The 18,262-nt window shown below is 42.0% G+C and carries 15 protein-coding genes and 1 tRNA gene; 9 read left to right on the top strand and 7 right to left on the bottom strand.

The genetic code is table 11. The features are described from left to right. Window positions 1-79 precede the first annotated feature (79 nt). Window positions 80-1,315, top strand: coding sequence for a multifunctional CCA addition/repair protein (locus C9J48_RS20205; RefSeq protein WP_006228347.1), 1,236 nt, complete (start codon window positions 80-82; stop codon window positions 1,313-1,315). Window positions 1,316-1,444: 129 nt separating this feature from the next. On the opposite strand, the gene C9J48_RS20200 is transcribed toward C9J48_RS20205, so the two are convergent. The 3 genes from C9J48_RS20200 to folB are packed head-to-tail and all read right to left on the bottom strand — an operon-like array spanning window position 1,445 to window position 3,104. After that, window positions 1,445-2,248: an undecaprenyl-diphosphate phosphatase gene (locus C9J48_RS20200; RefSeq protein ID WP_006228348.1), complete on the bottom strand. Its 804-nt coding sequence runs from the start codon at window positions 2,246-2,248 to the stop codon at window positions 1,445-1,447. A gap of 17 nt (window positions 2,249-2,265) precedes the next feature. Further along, window positions 2,266-2,754, bottom strand: a complete 489-nt coding sequence (gene folK, locus C9J48_RS20195) for a 2-amino-4-hydroxy-6-hydroxymethyldihydropteridine diphosphokinase (RefSeq protein ID WP_006228349.1) — start codon at window positions 2,752-2,754, stop codon at window positions 2,266-2,268. Next, window positions 2,751-3,104, bottom strand: coding sequence for a dihydroneopterin aldolase (gene folB, locus C9J48_RS20190; protein ID WP_006228350.1), 354 nt, complete (start codon window positions 3,102-3,104; stop codon window positions 2,751-2,753). The genes folK and folB overlap by 4 nt, the downstream gene beginning before the upstream one ends. A 234-nt stretch (window positions 3,105-3,338) precedes the next feature. Between folB and plsY the strand changes: the two genes are divergently transcribed. Next, window positions 3,339-3,950: a glycerol-3-phosphate 1-O-acyltransferase PlsY gene (gene plsY / locus C9J48_RS20185; RefSeq protein ID WP_006228351.1), complete on the top strand. Its 612-nt coding sequence runs from the start codon at window positions 3,339-3,341 to the stop codon at window positions 3,948-3,950. Between the two features lie 80 nt (window positions 3,951-4,030). Here plsY and tsaD read toward each other — a convergent pair whose 3' ends face one another. Next, window positions 4,031-5,050, bottom strand: a complete 1,020-nt coding sequence (gene tsaD / locus C9J48_RS20180) for a tRNA (adenosine(37)-N6)-threonylcarbamoyltransferase complex transferase subunit TsaD (RefSeq protein WP_006228352.1) — start codon at window positions 5,048-5,050, stop codon at window positions 4,031-4,033. A 251-nt stretch (window positions 5,051-5,301) separates the two neighbouring features. On the opposite strand from tsaD, the gene rpsU reads away from it, so the two are divergent. The 7 genes from rpsU (at window position 5,302) to C9J48_RS20145 (ending at window position 13,135) form a co-directional block, all read left to right on the top strand. Further along, window positions 5,302-5,517, top strand: a complete 216-nt coding sequence (rpsU, locus tag C9J48_RS20175; RefSeq protein WP_005301411.1) for a 30S ribosomal protein S21 — start codon at window positions 5,302-5,304, stop codon at window positions 5,515-5,517. A gap of 26 nt (window positions 5,518-5,543) precedes the next feature. Beyond that, window positions 5,544-5,987 carry a GatB/YqeY domain-containing protein gene (locus C9J48_RS20170; RefSeq protein ID WP_006228353.1) on the top strand — a complete coding sequence of 148 codons (444 nt, stop codon included), beginning with the start codon at window positions 5,544-5,546 and terminating at the stop codon, window positions 5,985-5,987. A 130-nt stretch (window positions 5,988-6,117) separates the two neighbouring features. Then, entirely contained in the window at window positions 6,118-7,869 is a 1,752-nt protein-coding gene (gene dnaG / locus C9J48_RS20165) for a DNA primase (protein ID WP_107281227.1), read from the top strand. A 92-nt stretch (window positions 7,870-7,961) separates the two neighbouring features. Beyond that, a complete protein-coding gene (rpoD, locus tag C9J48_RS20160; RefSeq protein WP_006228355.1) occupies window positions 7,962-9,800 on the top strand; it encodes an RNA polymerase sigma factor RpoD in 1,839 nt (612 codons plus the stop codon). 183 nt (window positions 9,801-9,983) lie between these two features. Beyond that, window positions 9,984-10,059 (top strand) — tRNA-Ile (locus C9J48_RS20155). A gap of 670 nt (window positions 10,060-10,729) precedes the next feature. After that, the gene (pykF, locus tag C9J48_RS20150) at window positions 10,730-12,142 is read left to right on the top strand and encodes a pyruvate kinase PykF (RefSeq protein WP_006228356.1); all 1,413 of its coding nucleotides are present in this window, start codon (window positions 10,730-10,732) and stop codon (window positions 12,140-12,142) included. A gap of 369 nt (window positions 12,143-12,511) precedes the next feature. Next, complete coding sequence (locus C9J48_RS20145; protein WP_006228357.1) at window positions 12,512-13,135, top strand: FCD domain-containing protein; 624 nt, start codon at window positions 12,512-12,514, stop codon at window positions 13,133-13,135. Window positions 13,136-13,638: 503 nt separating this feature from the next. On the opposite strand, the gene ilvN is transcribed toward C9J48_RS20145, so the two are convergent. The 3 genes from ilvN to C9J48_RS20130 form a co-directional block, all read right to left on the bottom strand. Further along, window positions 13,639-14,136 carry an acetolactate synthase small subunit gene (gene ilvN, locus C9J48_RS20140; RefSeq protein ID WP_006228359.1) on the bottom strand — a complete coding sequence of 166 codons (498 nt, stop codon included), beginning with the start codon at window positions 14,134-14,136 and terminating at the stop codon, window positions 13,639-13,641. Beyond that, window positions 14,136-15,854: an acetolactate synthase 3 large subunit gene (locus tag C9J48_RS20135; protein ID WP_006228360.1), complete on the bottom strand. Its 1,719-nt coding sequence runs from the start codon at window positions 15,852-15,854 to the stop codon at window positions 14,136-14,138. Before C9J48_RS20135 ends, ilvN begins: the two co-directional genes overlap by 1 nt. 556 nt (window positions 15,855-16,410) lie before the next feature. Then, complete coding sequence (locus C9J48_RS20130) at window positions 16,411-18,225, bottom strand: AMP-dependent synthetase/ligase (protein ID WP_006228361.1); 1,815 nt, start codon at window positions 18,223-18,225, stop codon at window positions 16,411-16,413. Between the last annotated feature and the right edge of the window lie 37 nt (window positions 18,226-18,262).

Raw genomic sequence — 18,262 nt, 5'->3', positions numbered from 1 at the left:
AAAAGGTCTGAACTTCAAGCAATAATTAGACTTATGATACATCTTTGCTAAATAAACAGCGGGAATATAGGAGTAAATTTTGCAGACATATCTTGTCGGTGGTGCAGTACGTGACGCACTGTTAGGGTTAAAAGTCGTCGATAAAGACTGGATGGTCGTAGGGGCAACACCAGAACAAATGCTTGATCAAGGTTATGAGCAAGTGGGTAGCGACTTTCCAGTATTCTTACACCCCAAAACGAAACAAGAATATGCCCTCGCACGCACCGAGCGTAAATCCGGCAAAGGCTATACTGGCTTCATTTGTTATTCCGCTCCTGACGTGACCTTAGAGCAAGATCTAATGCGCCGCGATCTCACCATTAATGCGATTGCACAAAAAAATGATGGTCGTTTAATTGATCCCTATAACGGTCAGCAGGATCTTGATAACAAGATATTACGCCATGTTTCTCCAGCTTTTGTTGAAGATCCATTACGCGTGCTTCGTGTGGCACGTTTCTCTGCTCGCTTTGCGCATTTAGGCTTCACGATTGCTCCTGAAACTATCGCCCTCATGCAAGAAATGGTTGTTGCGGGGGAGCTCGAAGCATTAACCCCTGAGCGCGTATGGAAAGAATGGGAGAAGTCATTATCGACGGAAAACCCAGAGGTCTTTCTTACCGTATTACGTCAATGTGGCGCGTTAAAGGTGGTAATGCCAGAAATCGATGCATTATTTGGTGTTCCACAGCCAGCACAATGGCATCCCGAGATTGATTGCGGTATTCATACTTTAATGGTGGCGAAACAAGCCGCAGAGTTATCACCCAATAAAGTGATTCGTTTTGCAGCTCAAATACATGATCTCGGTAAAGCCCTTTCACCTAAAGACGATCTACCTAGCCACAAAATGCATTGTAAAGACGGGCTAAAACCCATCAAAGCCCTATGCCAGCGTTTACGCGTACCCAATGATTACCGTGATACAGCCTTAATGGTATGTGCTCAACACACCAAAATTCATCATGCCAATGAAATGCGACCTGCGACATTTATCAATATTCTGGATCAAATTGATAGCTGGCGAAAACCCGAGCGCGTTACCCAGCTTGCACTTTGCTGCCGCGCAGATGCCCGCGGCCGTACAGGGCATGAAAGCGATGCCTACTTACAAGCTGATATTTTACTCACCGCTTTCGATGCAGCCCAACAGGTTGACGTAAAGCCGATTGTTGCAGCAGGCTTCAAAGGGAAAGACATCAAGGAACAATTAGCAATTCAGCGTACCGCGGCAGTAGAGCTAGCCATAAAGCCTTTACAATCTAAAGCTTAAGCAATAGAAAATTTTCAAAAAAATAAAACCCTGTAACCGAGCCTATTTATAATAGACACGGTTACAGGGCTTTTTTATATCAGTACTCAAATGCTAGGTGCGACGTACTATTTACTTACTAAGTACTCTTTATTTACTAAGTAAGAAAGCAATAAGACCGAAACCCAGCACTAAGCGATAAATCACGAAAGGCATCATACCTACGCGTGTTACCAGCTTTAGAAATGCATGAATACACGCATAAGCACTGATAAATGACACTGCAATCCCAATACTTAATGCGCTGAAATCAATTGGTTCACCGCTTGTCACCAGTTTCAAACCAAGGTAACTGCCCGCTAACACAATAATCGGTATCGACATTAAAAATGAAAAACGCGCAGCCGCTTCACGGGTAAAACCTAAATACAACGCCGCTGTCATTGTCGCACCCGAGCGAGATGTACCCGGAATAATCGCCGCGGCCTGTGCTAAACCAATAAATAACGCACGTTTCCAACCCGTTTGATACTCATCAAATTTATGCTCTGAATGCTTATCTACCCACCATAGTAATATGGCAAAAATGATTGTTGTGGTTGCAATTACCCATGCTGAACGCAAATACAGTTCAATAAAGTCTTTCATGAACAAACCAAAAATACAGGCAGGTATTGTGGCTAATGCAATCATCCATGTCAGTTTAGACTCCGCTGTATGCTTGCCTTTAAAAATAGAGGCAATCCACGCAGAAAGTAATGTCACCACTTCTTTACGGAAATAAAGAATAACGGCAGCTAGCGTACCAACGTGTACTGCAACATCAAAAGCAAGCCCTTGATCAGGCCAGCCTAAAATTTCTGACGGTAGAATTAAGTGTGCAGAGCTCGAGACAGGAAGGAATTCAGTTAACCCTTGAATAAGCGCTAACATAAAGGCTTCAAAATGACTCATGGAGTTCAATATCCTTTTTAAACGGTTACGGCTATTTCAACAGGCCACAATGCCTGTGAATGCTCAAATGACTGCCATAGTTGGGCAACAGTACGGTCATCACCAGGGATAACACGATCAGGACAAAGTTCTGTTAGTGGCCATAATACAAAAGCAAATTTATAAATATCAGAACGAGGTAAAACGGGCGCAGAATCTCGGCATACATCACCAAATAACAAAATATCTAGATCCAACGTGCGGCTCTGATTTTTTTGTGCATTGGGCGATCGTCCATATTGCAATTCCAGTTCTTTCAACATTTGTTGCAGCGTATCAAACGAAAGCGACGTTTCTATTTCAACAACACAATTAAAAAAATTAGGCCCACTAAACCCTACAGGTTCTGCTTCAAATAAACGCGATATTCGACATGCGGAACTGATTTTTTTAAGCTCAAAAATTGCAGCGTGAATATGGTATTCACGCTGAATATTAGATCCTAGGCTGATATAAACGGTGCTCACTTCGAGCCTCTTTCAATCTGAACCCCAACACCTCGAGCATTAACCACAGCACCAGGCTTGGTTACACGCACTTTCAACCAAGGCACCGAGAATTTCTCCATGATCAATGAAGCGACTTCTTCAGCCACACGTTCAACCAATAAAAAATCATTGTTTTGTACATGTGAAGTCACAGCATTACTCACAGTCGCATAATCAAGAGCATGTATCACATCATCACTGCTTGCTGCTGGTCGATTATCGTGAGCCATTTCCAAATCGATAACGAGTTTTTGCTTAATTTCTTGTTCCCAGTCATACGCCCCTATTGTGGCAATAACCTCAAGATGTTCGATAAATACTAAATCCATTTTCAATCGCTAATTTTGTTAGAGGTCGGATACCTAATTTGAGCAAAAGCGCGTATTATCAGGTCGTAATCGTCAAAAATCATGACATTCATTCATCAGGTCATCATATTGCATGGCAACCTGAAGCGGCATTATACCACACGCATGAATTTCTGGAATGAAACTAGGTGATTATCATCAGATAAGCCGGAATGATACAACAGTGACATTATCGCGACCGAGCTGGAATTTTACATGACACCATTAGTTCTTCTGATCATCATAGGGGCCTACCTATTAGGTTCTATCTCAAGTGCGGTTTTAATTAGCCGGCTTTATCGCTTGCCCGATCCCCGAGATTCAGGTTCTGGTAATCCTGGTGCCACCAATGTTTTACGTTTAGGCGGTAAAAGTGCTGCGAGCATGGTATTGGTATGCGATGTTCTAAAAGGTATGTTGCCCGTTTGGCTAAGTTACTTCCTCGATATTAATCCCTTTTTATTAGGCATTATTGGCATTGCAGCCTGCCTTGGGCATATATATCCGATCTTTTTCCATTTTAGAGGTGGTAAAGGTGTCGCGACAGCACTCGGGGCACTGGCTCCGATTGGCTGGGATCTAAGTGGAATGCTCATTGGCACATGGTTGCTAACTGTATTTATTACTGGCTATTCATCGCTAGGTTCACTGATTACAGCACTTGTAGCCCCAATGCTGACATGGTTCGTTAAACCTGAATATACAATGGCAGTTTCGATGCTTTCTTGCCTTATCGTATTACGCCATCATGACAATCTTCGTCGATTATTCGATGGTAAAGAAACAAAAATCTGGCAAAAAATAAGCCGTAAAACCAAACTTAAATAGAATGATTTATACGGCTTGCCTATTATTAAATTAGCGTATTAAAACATCAAGTAGCGTTCAATTAACAACCACTTTAATATTTATTTTTTCAACGGTTTCAACTGATCGATCGGCCAGCGTGGATACGCTTTTACACTCAAGTCCATCAATTCTTGATTTTTCAATCGCTGCATTCCTGCATACGCGATCATTGCACCGTTATCTGTACAAAACTCGGTGCGAGGATAAAAAACCTCACCATTCAGTTTTGCCATCAATGAACCTAACTCTTGACGTAAGTAAGAATTAGCACTTACCCCTCCAGCAATAACCAAGCGTTTCAAACCCGTTTCTTTAAGTGCGCGTTTACACTTAATCGCCAATGTATCAACCACCGCTTCTTGGAAAGCAAATGCAATATCAGCACGCGTTTGTTCATCATCATCGTTGGCTCGAATTGTATTGGCAGCAAACGTTTTTAGGCCCGAAAAACTGAAGTCTAAACCAGGTCGATCTGTCATAGGACGAGGAAATTTAAAACGCCCTTTCGTGCCCTTTTCAGCCAACTTTGATAACAACGGACCACCTGGGTAATCTAACCCCATAAGCTTGGCTGTTTTATCAAAAGCTTCACCTGCTGCATCATCAACAGACTCACCTAAAATTTGATATTCGCCAATACCTTGAACTTCAACCATCATGGTATGACCGCCAGAAACCAGCAGTGCCACAAATGGGAAATCAGGAGCGTTATCTTCTAGCATTGGCGCCAGTAAATGCCCTTCCATATGGTGTACAGCCACAGCGGGCAAACCCCACGAATATGCAAGGCTACGACCAATAGTTGCCCCCACTAATAATGCCCCAACCAAACCTGGGCCAGCAGTATAAGCAACACCATCAAGGTCTGCAGGTGTTAACCCCGCTTTTTTCAATGCTTCTTTGATTAACGGAATGGTTTTTTTAACATGATCACGAGAAGCTAATTCGGGTACAACACCACCATAATCAGCATGCAATTTCACCTGACTGTAAAGCTCATGTGACAGCAAACCTTGCTCATCATCGAAAATCGCAACGCCAGTTTCATCACAAGACGTTTCGATGCCCAATATACGCATAACAACCTCTATACTATTAGGGTACCAATCTGATAAATTACGCTGTCTTTTGGAGCAAACAACGCTTCAAACTGGGATTAAGGGGAGTAATTGAAGCTTATGTTACCGCCCTTGACAGAAATTAACCAGTTCATGGTGGTGAATGCTTTACAAACACCCCTAGATCAGATTAGAATTTCGCACCATTTTTAAATTCAGCTGACTATATTGATCGTCAGTGTATAACCGAATCACTCTGAGGTGAGTATTACATGCCAGTAATCAAAGTACGTGAAAACGAACCGTTCGACGTAGCACTACGTCGCTTTAAGCGCTCTTGTGAAAAAGCAGGTATCCTTTCTGAAGTTCGTCGTCGCGAGCACTTCGAAAAGCCAACTACTGTACGTAAGCGTGCTAAAGCAGCGGCAGTTAAGCGTCACCTGAAGAAATTGGCTCGCGAAAACGCGCGTCGCGTTCGTCTGTACTAATTCACAGATAACGAAAGGACCGCGTAATGACTCTGATTGAACGTCTTAAAGACGAACAAAAAGCGGCAATGAAGGCGAGAAATAAACCTCGCCTTGGTGCCATCCGTTTAGTTCTTGCTGCTATTAAACAACGTGAAGTTGATGAAAGAATTACGCTTTCTGATGAAGACGTACTAGCAGTATTAGTTAAAATGGTTAAGCAACGCCGTGATTCTGTAGCTCAATATGAAGCTGCAAATCGACAAGACCTTGCTGATGTTGAACTTGCTGAAATTGCAGTACTTGATGAATTTATGCCTCAACCATTAAGTGATGACGAAGTTGTCGCTTTATTGGATGAAGCAGTTGCTTCAACTGGTGCTGTCAGCATGCAAGACATGGGTAAGCTCATGGGTGTATTGAAACCGCTTATTCAGGGTCGTGCCGACATGGGAAAAGTTAGCCAATTAGTGAAAGCTAAATTAGGTTAAAACTAACCCAGTTCTACCAGCAAGCCGTGCAATCCATTAGGAACGCACGGCTTGTTTGTATTTTTTCTTCACCATTTTCAATCTAATAAACACCCTATTCCTTCAATTACTTTCAGGTATCTCTCACTGTATGTCAGGAAAAATCCCTCGCTCATTTATCGATGATCTCATCACACGACATGACATCGTTGATGTAGTTGATGCGCGGGTGAAGCTAAAAAAACAAGGTAAAAACTTCGGTGCTTGTTGTCCTTTCCATAATGAGAAAACCCCATCTTTTTCTGTCAGCCAAGAAAAACAGTTCTATCATTGTTTTGGTTGTGGTGTGCACGGTAATGTTCTTGATTTCGTCATGGAATTTGATCGACTTGAATTTGTCGAAGCCATTGAAGAGCTTTCCTCACAGCTAGGTCTTGAAGTTCCGCGAGAAGACGGCGGTAAGCCTTCTGGCCCACGAGCAGCAGAAAAAAGAAGCCTGTATGACCAAATGGGGCTAATTTCACAATTTTATCAATCTCAATTACGTACACCTGATGGAAAAACCGCGATCGATTATTTAAAAAATCGAGGATTATCTGGTGAAGTTGTACAAAAATTTGGGATAGGTTATATCCCCGATCAATGGGATATGGTTCGCAGCCGTTTTGGCCGAGATCCTGAATCGCAAAAAGCACTTGTTACCACTGGAATGCTAATCGAAAACGACAGTGGCAGACGCTACGACCGTTTCCGTGGACGAGTGATGTTTCCGATTCATGATCGCCGTGGGCGTGTCATTGGTTTTGGTGGGCGAGTATTAGGTGATGGTACACCTAAATACCTCAACTCACCGGAAACCCCAATTTTCCATAAAGGTCGTGAGTTATACGGTCTCTATGAAGTGCTACAAGCACATCGAGAGCCAGAAAAGTTATTGGTTGTCGAAGGGTATATGGATGTTGTCGCACTTGCGCAGTTTGGTGTTGATTACGCCGTTGCTTCACTAGGTACAGCAACAACCAGTGATCATCTTCAAACCTTATTCCGTCAAACCAGTACAGTTGTATGTTGTTATGATGGTGACCGAGCAGGTCGAGAAGCTGCTTGGCGAGCAATGGAACAAGCCTTGCCCTTCCTGACCGATGGCCGCCAGTTGAAATTCATGTTCTTACCCGATGGAGAAGACCCTGACTCATGCATACGTGCAGAAGGTAAAGATGCCTTTGAAGAACGTACGAATCAGGCGATGCCATTAACAGAATTTATCTTTAACACCTTGATGCGACAGGTTGACACAAGCAGCAAAGAAGGGATGGCCAAGTTGAGTATTTTGGCGGTACCCCTTATTGATAAAGTACCAGGCGGAACACTCCGGCTATACTTACGTGAACTGCTAGGTAAAAAATTAGGCTTACCTGACGAAGCACAACTTCAGCAGCTAATATCTAAACAAGGTATTGAAACTAAAAAAATTGCAGCGCCAGAAATTAAACGCACTCCTATGCGTGAAGCCATCGCTTTGCTGATTCAAAAGCCGAACTTCGTCAATAGTCTTGAGTTTGAGATGACGGATTTCGAAGGGATTGATGTCCCAGGGTTAAATTTATTGCTATCAATAGTTGATAAATGTCGTACTAACCCCAATATCACTACTGGTCAGCTACTAGAGCACTGGCGTGGTAATAAGCAAGAAGCCATGATGGCCCGTTTGGCCGCTTGGGAACTGCCTCTGTCAGATGACGAGGATCAGACTCTAAATGTATTTTTAGACGCAATGGACCGAATTATTGGTCAATGTGTCAAACAACAAATAGAAAAGTTGCAGGCTAAATCGAACACTGTCGGCTTATCAGTCGAAGAGAAGCAGGAGTTACAGTTACTTATACTGAACCGTCCTGGCTAGTATGTAGTCAACAATTAAGAAATTTGTTATAATTAATGGTTTGCATTTCAGCATACTAAATTCTCACTCAGACCCGAAGTTGGATACCGTCTATGGAGCAAAATCCGCAGTCTCAGCTAAAGTTACTTGTCGCTAAAGGCAAAGAGCAAGGCTATCTGACCTACGCCGAAGTAAATGATCACCTACCGGAAGATATCGTAGACTCCGATCAGGTTGAAGACATTATCCAAATGATCAATGACATGGGCATCAAAGTTGTGGAAACCGCACCTGATGCCGATGAAATCATGATGACAGAAGATAATACAGATGAAGACGCTATTGAAGCGGCGGCTCAGGCATTATCTAGCGTAGAAAGCGAGATCGGTCGTACTACTGATCCCGTACGTATGTACATGCGTGAAATGGGTACAGTAGAACTACTGACTCGTGAAGGCGAAATTGATATCGCAAAACGCATTGAAGATGGTATCAACCAAGTTCAGTGTTCAGTAGCAGAATATCCTTCAGCCATCTCTTACTTACTTGAACAGTTTGATAAAGTTGAAGCCGATGAGCTTCGTCTTACTGACATCATCTCTGGCTTTATTGATCCGAATGAAGAGCAAACTGCTGCACCAACAGCAACTCACATCGGTTCAGAGCTAAGTGAAACAGATCTTGCAGACGAAGACAAAAATCTAGAAACAGACGAAGATGACGAGGAAGAGGAAGACACTGGTATTGATCCAGAACTTGCTCGTGAAAAGTTCCTTGAGCTACGCCACTCGTACGAAAAAATGGCATTAGCCATCAATACGCATGGTCGTCACAATGCAACGACTGAAGTCGCTGTAGGTGAGCTTTCTGAAATTTTTAAGCAATTCCGTTTAATTCCAAAACAGTTTGATAAACTTGTTCGCTCACTACGCGATTCAATGGATAAAGTACGCACGAACGAGCGTCTTATCATGCGTATGTGTGTTGATAACAGCAAAATGCCAAAGAAGACATTCATTAAATTCTTCGCTGGTAATGAGTCATCTCCAGACTGGATTGATGAAGCACTAAACTCTGGCAAGCCATACGCAGAGCGTCTAAAGATCTATGAAGAAGATCTTCGTCGTTCATCGCTTAAATTGCGTATTCTTGAAAAAGAAACAGGCTTATCAATTGAGCGTATAAAAGACATCAGCCGTCGTATGTCTATCGGTGAAGCAAAAGCGCGCCGAGCAAAGAAAGAGATGGTTGAAGCAAACTTACGTTTGGTTATTTCGATTGCGAAAAAGTACACCAACCGTGGTTTACAATTCTTGGATCTAATCCAAGAAGGTAACATCGGTCTGATGAAAGCCGTTGATAAATTTGAATACCGTCGTGGTTATAAGTTCTCGACTTATGCAACATGGTGGATTCGTCAGGCGATCACTCGCTCGATTGCTGACCAAGCACGTACTATCCGTATCCCAGTGCACATGATTGAGACGATCAACAAATTGAATCGTATTTCTCGTCAAATGCTACAGGAAATGGGTCGTGAGCCTATTCCGGAGGAGTTGGCTGAGCGCATGCAAATGCCTGAAGACAAAATCCGTAAAGTGCTTAAGATTGCGAAAGAGCCAATCTCAATGGAAACACCGATTGGTGATGATGAAGATTCACACCTAGGCGACTTCATTGAAGATAACACGCTACAGCTTCCAATGGATGCAGCAACAGCAACTAACTTGCGTGCGGCAACTAACGATGTTCTAGCAGGCCTTACGCCACGTGAAGCGAAAGTACTTCGTATGCGTTTCGGTATCGATATGAACACTGACCACACTCTTGAAGAAGTGGGCAAGCAGTTCGATGTAACGCGTGAGCGTATTCGTCAAATCGAAGCCAAAGCATTACGTAAACTTCGTCACCCAAGCCGTTCAGACGTGCTACGTAGCTTCCTTGACGAGTAATCCTAGTCATTGGTAGTTAATAAAAAGCGAGCAAATAAGCTCGCTTTTTTTATGACTGTGAATTAGAAACACTTTATTTATAAGCCTTTATAAATAAAGTGTTAACTGCCTAAAAAGCAAACAGAACATCAGCTTTATTCACTAGACAAGCTCGAAAGCATCCCCTATAATCTCTCGCACACTGGCCCCTTAGCTCAGTGGTTAGAGCAGGCGACTCATAATCGCTTGGTCGTCTGTTCAAGTCAGACAGGGGCCACCAAATTCTAAAAGCCTGATGAAGAAATTCGTCAGGCTTTTTTTGTTCTAGTGCTAATCGCTTTCAGCCTCTCGCAATTCTCCATGCCATTTAACCGATAAAACGGTATTCCCCAGCAGCATACTAATCATCGATATGTAACAATATTTCGATACCCTGAGTCTTAATAACAATTTTAATGACGAAAAAATGCAGCGTTGTAACGAAATAAGGAAGGCGGTTTGTCATAAAATAGAGAAAAACCGCTCAACAATTGACGAATGACAAAACTTTATTCCTGATAACATACATAATTGCCCTACATTGCTTTAAGTATTCACACAAAAAGCATGACAGTTATCACAAGGTGATAACTGATAGTAAATCTGCTATACTAGCGACTTGTTTATCACTTGACTTTATGAGCATAAAGGCAATAAGTGAAACAGTATAGAGAGAAGATTACAATTTATGATCAACAGAGATGCCTTATGAAAGTGAATAACTTACTTTCATAAGGCAATATTTTTGTAAAAATTTTGTATTATCATCGCAGTCGAAAGCCAGCAAGTCGCAGTTTTGTGATTAGCCTCTCAACTTGAGGTCATTATTCAACATTATTGATGCCTCGCTTTCAGGTATAACACTGTGATTAAATTTCCCTTGGGTAAAGATTGTCTGGAGACTGTCCTCAATGAAAAAGACCAAGATCGTATGTACGATTGGACCAAAAACTGAATCTGTAGAAATGCTGACTAAACTAGCTAACGCTGGTATGAACGTAATGCGTTTAAACTTCTCTCACGGTAACTTCGAAGAACACGGTCAACGTATCGAAAACCTACGTGAAGTAATGGCTGCATCTGCTCAGCCTCTAGCAATTTTGCTAGATACTAAAGGTCCTGAAATTCGTACTATCAAACTAGAAAATGGCGAAGATTTCGCTCTAGTTGCTGGTCAAGAATTCACATTCACAACTGATATTACAGTTGTTGGTAACCAAGACCGCGTTGCAGTAACTTACCCAGGTTTCGCTAAAGACCTTACTAAAGGTAACATCATCCTTGTTGATGATGGTCTTATCGAAATGGAAGTACTAGAAACAACTGAAACTGAAGTTAAGTGTAAAGTACTTAACAACGGTGACCTTGGTGAAAACAAAGGTGTTAACCTACCAGGCGTTTCTGTAAAGCTTCCTGCTCTTTCTGAAAAAGATAAAGCAGACTTAGTATTCGGTTGTGAGCAAGGCGTTGATTTCGTTGCTGCATCTTTCATTCGTAAAGAAGAAGATGTTAAAGAAATCCGTGCTCTACTTACTGCTAACGGTGGCGAGAAGATTCAAATCATCTCTAAAATCGAAAACCAGGAAGGCGTTGATAACTTTGACTCTATCCTAGAAGCTTCTGACGGTATCATGGTTGCTCGTGGCGACCTTGGTGTTGAAATCCCAGTAGAAGAAGTTATCTTTGCTCAGAAGATGATGATCGAGAAATGTAATCGCGCACGTAAAGTTGTTATCACTGCAACTCAAATGCTTGATTCAATGATTAAGAACCCACGTCCAACTCGCGCAGAAGCGGGTGACGTTGCTAACGCAATCATGGATGGTACTGATGCAGTAATGCTTTCAGGTGAATCAGCTAAGGGTAAATACCCAATTGAAGCTGTAACTATCATGGCTCAAATCTGTAACCGTACAGATTCAGCGTTAAAAGCAGAATTAGGTTCTCGTCTAGACAGCTCTCGTCTACGTATTACTGAAGCGGTATGTAAAGGCGCAGTAGACACTTCAGAGAAGCTAAATGCTCCTCTAATTGTTGTTGCGACTGAAGCTGGTAAATCTGCACGCTCTGTACGTAAGTACTTCCCAACTGCAAAAATCATTGCAATTACAACAAACCAGAAAACAGCTGCTCAGCTTTGTCTAACGAAAGGTGTTACACCTATCGTTGTTGATGCTATCGACAGCACTGATGCATTCTACACTCGCGGTAAAGAAATCGCGCTAGAAACTGGTCTTGGCGCTAAAGGCGATATCGTTGTTATGGTATCTGGCGCACTAGTTCCTTCTGGTACAACTAACACAGCTTCTGTACACGTACTTTAAGTCGTATACTGAGTTTTAAAATGGGAGCTTCGGCTCCCATTTTTGTATCTGAATACTTATAACGAATCGAATACTCACACTTTTTTCTATCCTCTCTATCCGCATTTACTCACAAATTCATCTTTTCTATATCGCACCCTAACCTCATAAATCGTATACTTAATAACAAGTAGATACTCCTAGGGTATAAATTGTCACTCGCTGGTATTACAATTTCCATCAGAGCGACTAGCCTAATAAGTAATACTTTCTTGCTGACTAATATTCATCGAAATATCCTATGCAAATGAAAGCTCATACTTAGCATTAGGGAATAACAATAAAAATGAGAGGAATTTAGTGTCTAGCCCTACTTTGACTAATAAGATTATGGAAGTTATACGACAAGATATTCTGCTTGGAGAGCTTTCTCCGGGCCAAAAGCTTGTCGTTGCCGACTTAAAAACACGCTATAACGTCGGAGCCTCACCCATTCGCGAAGCGCTGGTTCAATTATCATGGAAAAAATACGTCAAATTCGCCCCTCAAAAAGGCTGCTGGGTTGCACCAATTTCGGTAGATGAACTTGAAGATCTGTTTGAGACTAACCTGATTTTATCTCGCGTATTATTAGAACGAGCAATCATCAATGGCGACGAGGCGTGGGAACTCAATATTCTCACGACCTATCACAAGTTAAGCAAAATAAATCCTGCGGCATCAGACGTTGATTTTACGGAGTGGGAAGATCGACACAGCGAATTTCACCTCGCTTTACTTGCGGGTAGCCAATCACCGGTAATGCTGGAACTATATCGTGAAGTTTATGAGCAGATTGAACGTTACCGTCACGTTTGGGTAAGCCGCAACCGCCACTATGAAGAACGTTATCATGATAATGGTGAACATGACGCAATGATGAAAGCTGTGCTAGGGCGAGATACACAACGGGCTCTCGATTTACTTAATAATCATTTTAAGCGAGCGGTCGAAATCATTAAGGCATACATCTAATCATATCGATTGCCATTTAGCTAATACCGATAGAAAAAGCTCGATCTCCATGATCGAGCGTTCTGCAACCGAACTCATCACCGTCACATACATTACATAAGCTACCAGCCAAACATTTCCTTATGATGCGTATTCAATAAAAGTACCGCGAGTAGAAAGTAAATAGCACTCACCTTAAACCCAAGTATCAATAAACACAGGCTCATAAATCGCACTAGAAATTTGTTTACCATTATCAATCCTCCTCTATAAGCAAGAATCCTTTCCACTAACTTCTCTGCATTCCATACATAGCTATAGACATTGAGTATCAAGATTTAACCAATACAGAGTCACTATTAGACTTTAGTCTAATAGGCGTACTTTGAGCACTGTTTGTATCAGTATCACTATTTATTAACGATAGAAACTTACTCTCCCTGATGGCGATTAATGACAGGCAAAAAATAAGCCCGATATAGGATTTACCTACATCGAGCTTATTTAGTATGCCTTATTTAATGTTACGCTTTTAGTGCGCGCTCTCCACGAGCAAGACCGACAACACCACTCCGTGCGACTTCAACAATATCTGTAGCCTCGCTTACCGCAGCAATGAATGCATCTAACTTTTCACTCGTACCTGCAAGTTGAATCGTGTAAATCTGGCTTGTAACATCAACGATTTGACCTCGAAAGATATCTGCAGTACGTTTCACTTCAGCACGGGCAAAGCCACTCGCTTTCACCTTAACTAACATTAGCTCTCGCTCTAAATGTTCAGCTTCGGTGACATTACTCACTTTCAAAATATCAATGAGCTTATGTAATTGCTTCTCAATTTGTTCATAAACAGCATCATCTTCAACATGAGTCGTAATGTTTAAACGTGATAATGTTGAATCGTCTGTCGGCGCAACAGTCAGTGTTTCAATGTTATAGCCGCGCTGAGAGAACAGGCCGACAACTCGAGAAAGTGCGCCGGGTTCATTTTCTAGTAATACCGATATAATTCTGCGCATTATGTTCTCTCCGTTTTGCTTAACCACATTTCGCTCATTGAACCACCACGGATCAACATTGGGTATACATGCTCGGTTTCATCAATACTAATATCAACAAACACCAACTTATCTTTCATGGCTAGCGCTTTTTCCAGCTCGCTATCCAGTTTTGCTGGATCTGAAATACGTACACCAACATGTCCATAAGCTTCGGCGATTGCTGCAAAATCAGGCACTGAATCCATGTACGAATGTGAGTGGCGACCTTGATAAATCATATCTTGCCACTGCTTCACCATACCAAGGAAGCGGTTATTTAGGTTGATAATTTTAACCGGAATATCGTACTGAAGTGCCGTTGATAACTCTTGAATATTCATTTGAATACTGCCGTCACCAGTCACACAAACGACCTCTGCATCAGGTAAGGCAAATTTTACCCCCATGGCAGCAGGAAGACCAAATCCCATGGTGCCAAGACCGCCTGAATTAATCCAACGACGTGGTTTATCAAAAGGATAATACAATGCAGCAAACATCTGGTGCTGACCAACATCAGAAGCAACGTAAGCGTCACCATTGGTTAGCTTATAAAGCGATTCGATGACCTGTTGAGGCTTAATACGCTCATTATTAGTCTCATAGCTTAAACACTTACGTGAGCGCCATGATTCCAGATCAGCCCACCAACCTGCAATTGCCTCTTGATCATTACTGCTCTCTTGCTCATCGAGCATTTTTAGCATGCAATTTAGAACCGTTTCAGCAGAACCAACAATTGGGATATCCACCGCAATTGTTTTTGAGATAGAAGATGGGTCGATATCGATGTGCATGATCGTGGCATTAGGACAATATTTTTCAACATTGTTCGTTGTTCGATCATCAAAACGAACACCAATACCAAAGATCAAATCTGCATTATGCATCGCCATATTAGCTTCATATGTGCCGTGCATGCCTAACATACCAAGACAATTTTTATGTGTGCCTGGGAATGCACCCAACCCCATTAATGTATTAACCACCGGAAGATTCAACGATTCAGCTAATTTTAAGATTTGTTGTTCACACTCAGAGATAACAGCACCACCACCGACGTACAGAACAGGTTTCTTCGCAGATAGTAATGCTTTTAGACCACGTTTAATCTGACCTTTGTGCCCTTGCGTTGTTGGATTATACGAACGCATTGCAATCGATTCTGGGTATTGATAAGGGAAGGTTTCAGCTGGATTCAGCATATCTTTAGGAATATCGATAACAACAGGACCAGGGCGGCCGCTAGAGGCGATATAAAAAGCTTTTTTGATAATCTCAGGGATATCTTCAGCTTTTTTAACTAAGAAGCTGTGCTTAACAACAGGGCGAGAAATACCCACCATGTCACACTCTTGGAAGGCATCATTACCAATCAAATTACTCATAACCTGACCAGAAAAAACAACCATAGGGATAGAATCCATGTAGGCCGTCGCAATACCCGTGATTGCATTCGTCGCACCAGGGCCAGATGTAACAAGTACGACACCCACATCACCTGTAGCACGTGCATAACCATCAGCCATGTGTACAGCGGCTTGCTCATGGCGGACGAGTACATGTTCGATATCACTCTTCTCATGCAGAGCATCGTAAATATCGAGTACTGAACCACCAGGGTATCCGAAGATATGCTTTACGCCTTGATCGATCATTGAACGAACAATCATGTCTGCGCCAGACAACATTTCCATATTCTGTCTCCAGGTTGATTACACCCTCCCGTATAGCTAATTATTCTCTAAACACTCTTTTACTATTTACGTTGCGACAACACATTCAATTGAGAAACGTTGTGACGGTAATCGTACGTTAAGGCTGTCTATGGTGTAAGTAATTAGCTATACGGGCTGATATAACATAGTTAGGGCTTATTTTTAGCCTAAGTTGAAATCATCATTTTTTCATTCTATGCGAACGACCACTATCAATAACAAGTTGTCGTTACCCGCAACAACTGTAACGCTTTTTTAGCAATTAAGTCTATCGGGGAAAGTGACTTCACATCATTGCTCTATAAGTTAGTTAATTTCACTGTATTCATTTCAACCCATGCGATAAAAACAGATCCTATAAACTGTCATTGATTATAAATTTAGTGAATAACGCTTTTAGAAAGGTTGTATAGGGGAATAAAAAATTGGCATAAATAGGTAATATGATGATGTGTCTGCTTATTCAGCAACAATACCTCAGTCCAGATACAACAAAGGAGCCATTCGGCTCCTTTATGTAAATAAATAACGGCGTTTATTTTTTGGCTTTTCGATGGCTCTCTTCGTACATTCGCTCAATTTCTTGATGGTAGCGATCATGAATCACTTTACGACGCAATTTTTGCGTGGGTGTAAGTTCACCTTTATCCATTGAGAAAGCCTTAGGCAGCAAGGTGATTTTTTTCACTTGCTCAAATCGTGCTAAATCTTTTTGTAACTCAACAACACGTTTTTCAATTAGCTCAACAATTTGGCTATTTTTAACCAATTCAAGACGATCGTGATATTTGATATTCAGTTCTCGAGCATGCTCTTCCAGCGTATCAAAACAAGGGACAATCAGGGCCGATACAAATTTTCGGGTATCAGCAATAACAGCGATTTGTTCAATGAAATGATCTTTACCAATGGCACCTTCAATCACTTGTGGTGCAATATATTTACCACCAGAAGTTTTCATCAACTCTTTAATGCGATCGGTAATAAATAAGTTGCCTTGCTCATCAAAATGACCCGCATCACCGGTTTTAAGAAAACCATCTTCAGTGAAGTTCTTCGCCGTTTCTTCTGGCATATTATAATAGCCGCGCATCACCATCGGGCCACGCACGAGTATTTCATTATTTTCGCCGATCTTAATTTCAGCACCAGGCATAGCCATGCCAATTGAATCAGGATTAAAACACTGATCATCCCAGCACGATACGGTTGCCGTTGTCTCGGTCATACCGTAACCAAGTTTCACGTTAATCCCGATAGCATGGAAAAATCGCCCAATGCTTTCATCAAGTTTAGCACCACCACATGGCATGAATTTGATGTTCCCACCCAGAATATCGCGTAATTTTGACAGCACTACCTTATTGGCAAGATTATGACTCATGGTGAGTAACTTCGACGGCTGACGGTGTTCTTGATGACATACAGCCATACGTGCCCCCATATTCACCGCCCAAGTAAAGACTAATTTACGGTGAAAGGGTGCACGAGATACTTTGTCATGCACTGTCGAGTAAATTTTTTCATATACGCGTGGAACAGCAGCCATCACATTGGGTTTAACTTCTGCTAATGCTTCTTTCAGCTGATTAGTATCAGTTAAATAATGGTTTATCGCACCACGATGCAGAACATAAAACGTCCATGCTCGTTCAAATACATGCGATAAAGGCAGAAAACATAAAGACGTATCGCCTTCATCTAACGACAGATTCTGATCATGTCCGACTAACTGAGCGGCAATATTAGCGTAATCAAGCATGACACCTTTTGGCGTACCTGTTGTGCCAGAGGTATAAATCAGCGTCAGCAAGTCATCCATCGCGGTGTCATTAAGACGCTGCTGAAGTTCAGCCTCCAGCTCTGGAGTAGCAGTACAAAGGAAATCATTAAAACTGCATACTAGAGAATTATCAGGTAGCACCAAATCATCAGATAAAGTGATAATACGCTCTAAATTTGGACACCCTTCAGCAATACCAATCGCGGCATCAAGTTGCGCTTGTTCACCAACAAATAAGATACGGACATCGGCATCATTAAGCACATACGCTGCTTGCTGAGGTGTATTCGTCGGATAGATAGGAACAATAACACAGCGGTTATAAAGCGCGGCAAAGTCAGTTACCGTCCAACGGGGCATGTTGTTAGAGAAAATGGCGACTTTATCTTGGACATTCATACCATGAGCCAGCATTGCAATTGCTAATTGCTGGATCTGCTCACCAAACTCATTCCAAGTTATATCTTGCCATTGTTCCTGTGCCTGATGACGCAAAGCAACCTTATCGCCTAAACGAGCAACTTGGGTACGAATTCGGTTTACTATATGAAAGTCGTGTTCAGCCATAACTACCTATCCATTTTAGCTTACACTTGTAAGCTCA

Origin of the sequence: Photobacterium profundum, assembly GCF_003026285.1 — a bacterium.
GTDB lineage: Bacteria > Pseudomonadota > Gammaproteobacteria > Enterobacterales > Vibrionaceae > Photobacterium > Photobacterium profundum.
The sequence above is the reverse complement of the archived record's forward strand: the minus strand, read 5'-3'. Positions and strand labels throughout refer to the sequence as shown.

Coding starts and splice junctions, on each gene's coding strand:
- tsaD (WP_006228352.1), bottom strand. CDS start 5,050: ATGCGTATATTGGGCATCGAAACGTCTTGTGATGAAACTGGCGTTGCG.
- rpsU (WP_005301411.1), top strand. CDS start 5,302: ATGCCAGTAATCAAAGTACGTGAAAACGAACCGTTCGACGTAGCACTA.
- folB (WP_006228350.1), bottom strand. CDS start 3,104: ATGGATTTAGTATTTATCGAACATCTTGAGGTTATTGCCACAATAGGG.
- rpoD (WP_006228355.1), top strand. CDS start 7,962: ATGGAGCAAAATCCGCAGTCTCAGCTAAAGTTACTTGTCGCTAAAGGC.
- C9J48_RS20200 (WP_006228348.1), bottom strand. CDS start 2,248: ATGAGTCATTTTGAAGCCTTTATGTTAGCGCTTATTCAAGGGTTAACT.
- C9J48_RS20145 (WP_006228357.1), top strand. CDS start 12,512: ATGGAAGTTATACGACAAGATATTCTGCTTGGAGAGCTTTCTCCGGGC.
- ilvN (WP_006228359.1), bottom strand. CDS start 14,136: ATGCGCAGAATTATATCGGTATTACTAGAAAATGAACCCGGCGCACTT.
- C9J48_RS20170 (WP_006228353.1), top strand. CDS start 5,544: ATGACTCTGATTGAACGTCTTAAAGACGAACAAAAAGCGGCAATGAAG.
- plsY (WP_006228351.1), top strand. CDS start 3,339: ATGACACCATTAGTTCTTCTGATCATCATAGGGGCCTACCTATTAGGT.
- pykF (WP_006228356.1), top strand. CDS start 10,730: ATGAAAAAGACCAAGATCGTATGTACGATTGGACCAAAAACTGAATCT.
- dnaG (WP_107281227.1), top strand. CDS start 6,118: ATGTCAGGAAAAATCCCTCGCTCATTTATCGATGATCTCATCACACGA.
- C9J48_RS20130 (WP_006228361.1), bottom strand. CDS start 18,225: ATGGCTGAACACGACTTTCATATAGTAAACCGAATTCGTACCCAAGTT.
- C9J48_RS20135 (WP_006228360.1), bottom strand. CDS start 15,854: ATGGAAATGTTGTCTGGCGCAGACATGATTGTTCGTTCAATGATCGAT.